This is a genomic window from Marinitoga arctica, from assembly GCF_054657315.1.
Genome location: NZ_BAAHYY010000049.1, coordinates 1 through 6,804, shown reverse-complemented (window position 1 = coordinate 6,804; position 6,804 = coordinate 1). Strand labels below are relative to the sequence as shown.

The window sequence follows — 6,804 nt, the reverse complement described above, 5'->3', positions numbered from 1 at the left end:
GCATAAAACGACTCCTGAGATTAGGAGTCGTTTTATATTATCAAAGTATTCTAAAATTTTTTTGACTTAATATTCTACCCAAACTGAAACTGATCCTCCATTTACTTTAAATTCAGCCCATCCATCCGAATTTGACCATATCACGTCACTTCTATTACCCAAATAATCAACAAATTTAGCATTTTTCTTTCCAACATACATCCATTTACTTCCACTTGGGCCATCGGTTAATATCACTGCCATTGATTTTGGATGATTTGAATCTCCTAATCTAGTCCAACCTATTACATCCCAATGGTCTAAATAATCGTATTGTTCGCCATATGCATAATTTTTTCTTGCTTCAATTAATTTTTTTATAGTATCATATTGAGCAGTTATATCAGGAGCACCATACATATCTCCATAAAAAACACATGGATATCCATCTCTTCTTAATAAAATCATTGCATATGCTAATGGTTTAAACCAATCTTGAACTGAAGAATATAATGATTGGCCAGGTTGAGTATCATGATTTTCTACAAATGTTACTGCTTTTACAGGATTAGATTGTACAAGAGTTCCATTGAATATATTCCTCATATCATAATATCCACCTGCATTTGAAGCATCATGAAAATTTTGATGTAAAGGCACATCAAACAACGACATTCTACCACCTGTTGTAGTTATATAATTATTTAATTTATTTATATCTGTACTCCAATATTCTCCAACAGTAAATAATTCTTTTCCTGTTGTACTTCTCATATAATCCAACCAATCGTTGAAAAAGTCAAATTTTATATGCTTTACAGCATCCAATCTAAATCCATCAACTTTTGTAAAATCAACATACCATTTCCCCCAATTTTTTAATTCTTGAATCACTTCAGGGTGTTCCATGTCTAAATCTGCACCCATTAAATAATCATAATTTGCATTTTCTGTATCTACTTCCCAATCCCAAGCTTTCCCTGTGCTATTAAATCGAAAAATTGCATTTTCGTGAGTATTTTCATCCCAATCAACTCCATCAAAATGGTACCACCTCCATTTGAAATCAGAATATTTATTAGCTCTTCCGGGAAAATCGAAAACTGTCCAAGCTTTTATATCTTTATTTTCAAGAACATAATTTCTATCATTCCAGGAAACTTTATATGCATTTACCCACTCTGTGCCATCTGCTCCCATTCTATGATTAAATACTACATCTGCATATACTTGTATATTGTATGTATGTGCGGTGTTTATTGCATTTAAATATTGATCTTTAGTTCCATATTTTGTTGCAATAGTTCCCTTTTGATTAAATTCACCAAGATCATACATATCATAAACTCCATAACCAACATCACTTTTACCTGCTTGCCCTTTATATGCAGGAGGAAGCCATAATGCACTTATTCCCATAGAAGCTAAATTCGGCATTTTCTCAGAAAGTTCATTCCATAATCCACTCTGAGTACCTTCATCATACTCTGGAAGATACCATTGAAATGCTTGCAATATTACACCGTTTAATGGACTAGTATATTCTTGAACTATTATTTGATGTGTATCATCATAAAAAGTGATTTTATAAGTAGTATATGGTTGTACTTCATAATCTGTTGCAGGATAGCTTTCTGACCAATCGCCATAATGGTCTATTTTAAATCGAGGAGCTCCATAACCATCACCATCATTAAATTTAATTATTATCTCCCATGTGTGAAGACCAACTTTTTGCATTAATATAGTTCCCCAATCATTTGGAGTTCCTCTAAAATATGCTTGAGTCCATTCGCCTTTGACCATAGTAGTTGAGTTAGAAGTATTTGTAAAATCAACATCAGCTTGTTTCATACAACCTGTAAAGAATATCAACAAAATAGAAATAATGAAAACAAAAACCTTCATGTAGTTCTTCACTTTCATACCTCCCTAATTTTTTCCCATCCCATACTATTATACTTTTAGTAATATATTTTTAAAACTATAATAATCAAAAGAAAATTTTAGAAAAATCACGATTTTTATATTTAATAATTAATAATTTATTTTTTTTTATATTAATAACATAAAATCCTCTCAAATTATATTGAGAGGATTTTTATATCAAACAATATATTTTTATTCTACACAACAACTCATTTTTGAGATATCTCTTTTAAAATCCTGAGCTCCAAGCTTTATTATTTCTGACATTGTAGGAAATACGTGAATTGTATCTATAACATCTTTAATAGTCATTTTATTTTTTATAATCATAGTTGCTTCATGAATTATATCACCCGCTAAAGGTGACATTAATTGAATTCCTAAAATCTTTTCTGTACTGTTTTCTATAATAATTCTTATAGCTCCTTTAGTATCTTTTATAGCTATAGCCTTTGGTAAATTTTCTAACTTAACAAAATTACATCTAAATTTTATATTTCTTTTTTTAGCTTCCTTTTCAGTTATACCTACTGTTGCAAATTGAGGATCAGTAAATATTACTGATGGTACCAAATCATAATCTATTGTTTGTTTTGTATCATTATACATATTGAAAACAGCTAAGTGTCCCTCTTTTGCCGCAACAGTTTCTAACATAAGACCACCTATTACATCTCCTGCAGCCCAAATATTTTGAGCAGCTTTAAAATATTTATCAACCTCTATCTCATTTCTTTCTCCGAGTTTAACACTTGTATTTTGTAATCCTAAATTAGATGTATTTGGAATCCTACCAGCTGCTATTAAAAGCTTATCAAATTCAAGTTCTTCATTACTTTCAAGTATTATTTTTTTATTCACAATTTCTCTTATTTTTGCTTTTCTTATAATTTTAATATCTTCTTCTTTAAAGTATTTATATAATAATTTTTCAAAATCTATATCAATCGCTCCCATAATGTTATCAGTTGACTCTAAAACAGTCACTCTTGATCCGAATCTAGAAAACATTTGAGCAAATTCTAATCCTAAAGCTCCTGCTCCTATAACAATTAATTTTTTAGGTATTTCTTTCAATTCTAAGGCGCTCTTATTCGTTAAATATTCGATTTCTTCTAAACCTTTTATCTGGGGTATAAATGTCCTTGAACCGGTTGCAATTAAAAATTTATCTCCAGATAATTTTTCTCCATTTACTATAATAGTATTATCATTTATAAATCGTGCTTTACCATTTATAAAATTAACATTTTTCAAATTATCTAAAATTTTTTTATATTTTTCTTCTCTTGCATTTAAAACAAGTTTATTTTTTTCTTCAATTATTTTCGAAAAATCTATTTTTACATTTGCTTCAATACCATCAAAATTATTATTTAAAATTTTATACACAAGCTCTGCTTTAAACAGCATATGTTTAGTTGGAAAGCACCCTACATTTACACAAGTTCCTCCAATTTCTACTTCTTTATTATCATTTATAACTAATGTTTTTTTATTTTTAGAATCTGCTTCTATAGCTGCTGCAAAACCTGCTGCTCCACCACCAATAATAATCAAATCATATTTCATAATATTCCCTTCTTTCATAATATTGTTATCCTTCCCTATATAATAGGGGTAAAATAATTTTATCTCTTATTTGTTTGGTTTTTGTTAAGTTTTCATTTACTCTTTATTAAAATTTCGTCTATTAGTGGAATTTTTGATTATTGGGGATTAGATGAGTAAAAAAATGATCTTACTATAAACAGTTCTGTCTAATAAGTAAGGCGCATAGAAATAAAATAAGATATAATATTATTAACAACAAAAATACCCCTCTGAAATTCAAAGAGGGGTAATTATTTTTATTTAATTATTTATTCAAGAAAAATTCTAAATCTTCTTCTACTGTATTAATTGGGTTTATTCCAAAATTATCAACTAATACTTTCAATACATTTGGCGAAACAAATGCTGGTAATTTCGGACCTAATTTTATTCCTTTTACTCCTAAGTATAATAATGCTAATAATACTGCTACTGCTTTTTGTTCATACCAAGCTATATTATATTCAATTGGTAATTCGTTTATATCTTCTAATCCGAATGCTTCTTTTAATTTTAATGCTGTTACAACTAATGAATAAGAATCATTACATTGACCTGCATCTAATACTCTTGGTATTCCACCAATATCTCCTAAATCTAATTTATTATATCTATATTTTGCACATCCTGCTGTTAAAATAACTGTATCTTTTGGTAATTTAGATGCAAATTCTGTATAATATTCTCTTTCCTTATGTCTGCCATCACAACCTGCCATTACAAAGAATTTCTTTATTGCTCCTGTTTTAACTGCATCTATTACTTTATCTGCTAATTGAGATACTTGTTCATGTGCAAATCCTATAATTAACTTTTTCCCTTCTCTTTCAGGAATTGGTCCTAATTCTAATGCCTTCTTTATAACTGGTGAGAAATCTTTTGGTTTTCCATCTGTTCTATTTGGAATATGTGTTAACTTATCAAAACCAACCAATCCTGTTGTAAACACTCTATCTTTGTATGATTCTTTTGGTGGAACTAAACAGTTTGTCGTCATTAAGATTGCTCCGCCAAATTCTTCAAATTCTTTATCTTGTCTCCACCAAGATCCTCCAAAGTTCCCTGCTAAATGTTTATATTTCTTTAGTTCAGGATATGCGTGTGCTGGTAACATTTCACCATGTGTGTAAATTTTTATACCCGTGCCTTCTGTTTGTTTTAATAATTCTTCTAAATCTAATAAATCATGGCCACTTACTAATATACCAGGTGCATTATATGTTCCAGTATAAACTTCTGTTATTTCTGGATTCCCATATGTAGAAGTATTTGCTTTATCTAATAATGCCATAGCTTCTACTGCATATTTTCCTGCTTCTAATACTAGATTAACTAATTCATCTACTGTAATATCTTCTCTCAATGTTTCTACTAATCCCTTTTGTATGAAATATAATATATCGTCATTTGCATATTTTAAAACATAAGCATGATCAGTATATGCAGCAACACCTTTTAACCCATATATCAATAATTGCTTTAATGATCTAATATCTTCATCTTTGTCTGATAAAACACCAACTTCCATTCCTTTTAATTCATATATTTCTGCACCACCTGGTTTATACCATTCTGCAGCTTCTGGAACTTTTTCATCAAATGGTTTCCCTTCTTTAGTTGCATATGCATCTAAAAATAAATGTTTTACTTTTTCTCTTAATTTTATTGCTCTATCAATAAATTCAACCATTCTTTCTACTGAAAAATTAACGTTAGTAATTGTGCTAAATAATGCTTCAGCAACATACAAATTAGCCTCATCGTCTTTAACACCATATTCTTTTGCTTTTAAAGCCCAATAGGATAACCCTTTCGTTACCCATATTAACATATCCTGTAAATTAGCTATTTCTGGTTTTTTACCACATACTCCTATTGTTGTACATCCTACACCTTTTGCAGCTTCCTCACATTGATAACAAAACATACCCATAATAACACCTCCATAATATTTTAATTTTCGTCATAAATTCGTCTTTCACCCGTTATTTCTTTTATAGGCGCTATGTCCTGTGTTACTTCTAAAGTTCCAAGATATTCTCCTTTTTCATTACGTACTGCAAAGTATCTTATATATACATATTTCTCTCCAAGTTTTAACCAGAAGTCCGCATTATCTCTTTTGCCTGATTTAAAATCACTCACTATTCTATTTACTATATCAACACTTTTTTGAGGATGACAATTTTGAACTTTTCTGCCTATAATTGCTCTACTTCTAACAAATATTCTTTCTTTTGATTCACTAAAATATTTTACTTCATCATTTGAATCAACAAAAGTTATATCAATAGGTAAAGTATTTAACATATATTTTAATTGTTCAATAGTTAATTCACCACTAGGCAGCTTTACTTTCCCTTCGATTAATTTGCTTTCATTTTTTCTTTCTATTTTCATTGGTTCTGGATCAAATCCACAATATCCAATCTCATCAAATTGACTTCTTATCTCTCTCCATTCATCTTCACTTATTAATTTCAAAGATGTTGGAAATAATACAGAATGCTCTTTATGAACATGATTCATAAAAAACTCTTGTAATTGTAATGCTAAACTATAAAATTTGTTTTTTATTTCTTCAAAATTCCTTTTTTCTTTTATTGATACTATTTCTTTTCTTATTTCACGCACTTGATCATGCTCTTTCCACATTACTGCTGGCGGTTTAGTTATTCCATGTTTTTCAATGTACGGAAATAAAACATTTTCTTCCTTTAAAAAATAATTTTCTGCTGCCATTAAGTCGTCTAAATATATATTTAATTTCATTAACAAAGGAAACGATTCCTGAATTGATTTTTTATTCATTATATTTTTTGCTATATCTCTTATTTTTTCTGTAGTCTTTATTATAAATTCATGCTCCTTCATCAAAATATATATTGGATGCCATGGTTCTACATCTATTTTTTCTTTATCTATGTATTCTTTAAATAATTCAAGATGTACATCACAAACTGATTGAATTTGATCGATGGTAATTCCTTCATTATCCATCAAATCTTGTTCTACTAACGCAACGTCCTCTGCTGATAGTTCTTTTATTGTTTTTTGAAGTTCTTTTTTTAATTCTTCATTATCTTTTTCTTTATTTGCTCTTTTAATTAAGTTTTTTAAATATTCTTTTTTATTAAATAGTTCACTCATTCCCATCACCCACTTTGTGAATTTTTTACTTTTGATACATATTAATTATAACCTTTTTTATCCTATATGTCTGTAACCTATGTTACACCAAAATATTTTTACTTAAATTTCATAAAAATTTTATATATAAAAATGTCTGAGTTAGAATATTAA

Annotated in this window: 4 protein-coding genes; all 4 read right to left on the bottom strand. The window is 28.8% G+C overall.

Annotated elements, in window-relative coordinates; genetic code table 11:
- Window positions 1-66 precede the first annotated feature (66 nt).
- Window positions 67-1,833 (bottom strand): alpha-amylase, encoded by a 1,767-nt coding sequence (locus tag ACYQ44_RS10025; protein ID WP_459997087.1) that lies wholly within the window; start codon window positions 1,831-1,833, stop codon window positions 67-69.
- A 267-nt stretch (window positions 1,834-2,100) separates the two neighbouring features.
- Window positions 2,101-3,480, bottom strand: a complete 1,380-nt coding sequence (gene merA / locus ACYQ44_RS10020; protein ID WP_459997083.1) for a mercury(II) reductase — start codon at window positions 3,478-3,480, stop codon at window positions 2,101-2,103.
- Window positions 3,481-3,766: 286 nt separating this feature from the next.
- Window positions 3,767-5,428, bottom strand: a complete 1,662-nt coding sequence (hcp, locus tag ACYQ44_RS10015) for a hydroxylamine reductase (protein WP_459997085.1) — start codon at window positions 5,426-5,428, stop codon at window positions 3,767-3,769.
- Window positions 5,429-5,454: 26 nt separating this feature from the next.
- On the bottom strand, window positions 5,455-6,651 hold the full coding sequence (locus tag ACYQ44_RS10010) for a DUF438 domain-containing protein (protein ID WP_459997081.1): 1,197 nt from the start codon (window positions 6,649-6,651) through the stop codon (window positions 5,455-5,457).
- Window positions 6,652-6,804: the final 153 nt, after the last annotated feature.

Excerpts from the sequence above, each read along its gene's own strand:
- ACYQ44_RS10010 (WP_459997081.1), bottom strand. The coding sequence starts at position 6,651 with ATGAGTGAACTATTTAATAAAAAAGAATATTTAAAAAACTTAATTAAA.
- merA (WP_459997083.1), bottom strand. The coding sequence starts at position 3,480 with ATGAAATATGATTTGATTATTATTGGTGGTGGAGCAGCAGGTTTTGCA.
- ACYQ44_RS10025 (WP_459997087.1), bottom strand. The coding sequence starts at position 1,833 with ATGAAACAAGCTGATGTTGATTTTACAAATACTTCTAACTCAACTACT.
- hcp (WP_459997085.1), bottom strand. The coding sequence starts at position 5,428 with ATGTTTTGTTATCAATGTGAGGAAGCTGCAAAAGGTGTAGGATGTACA.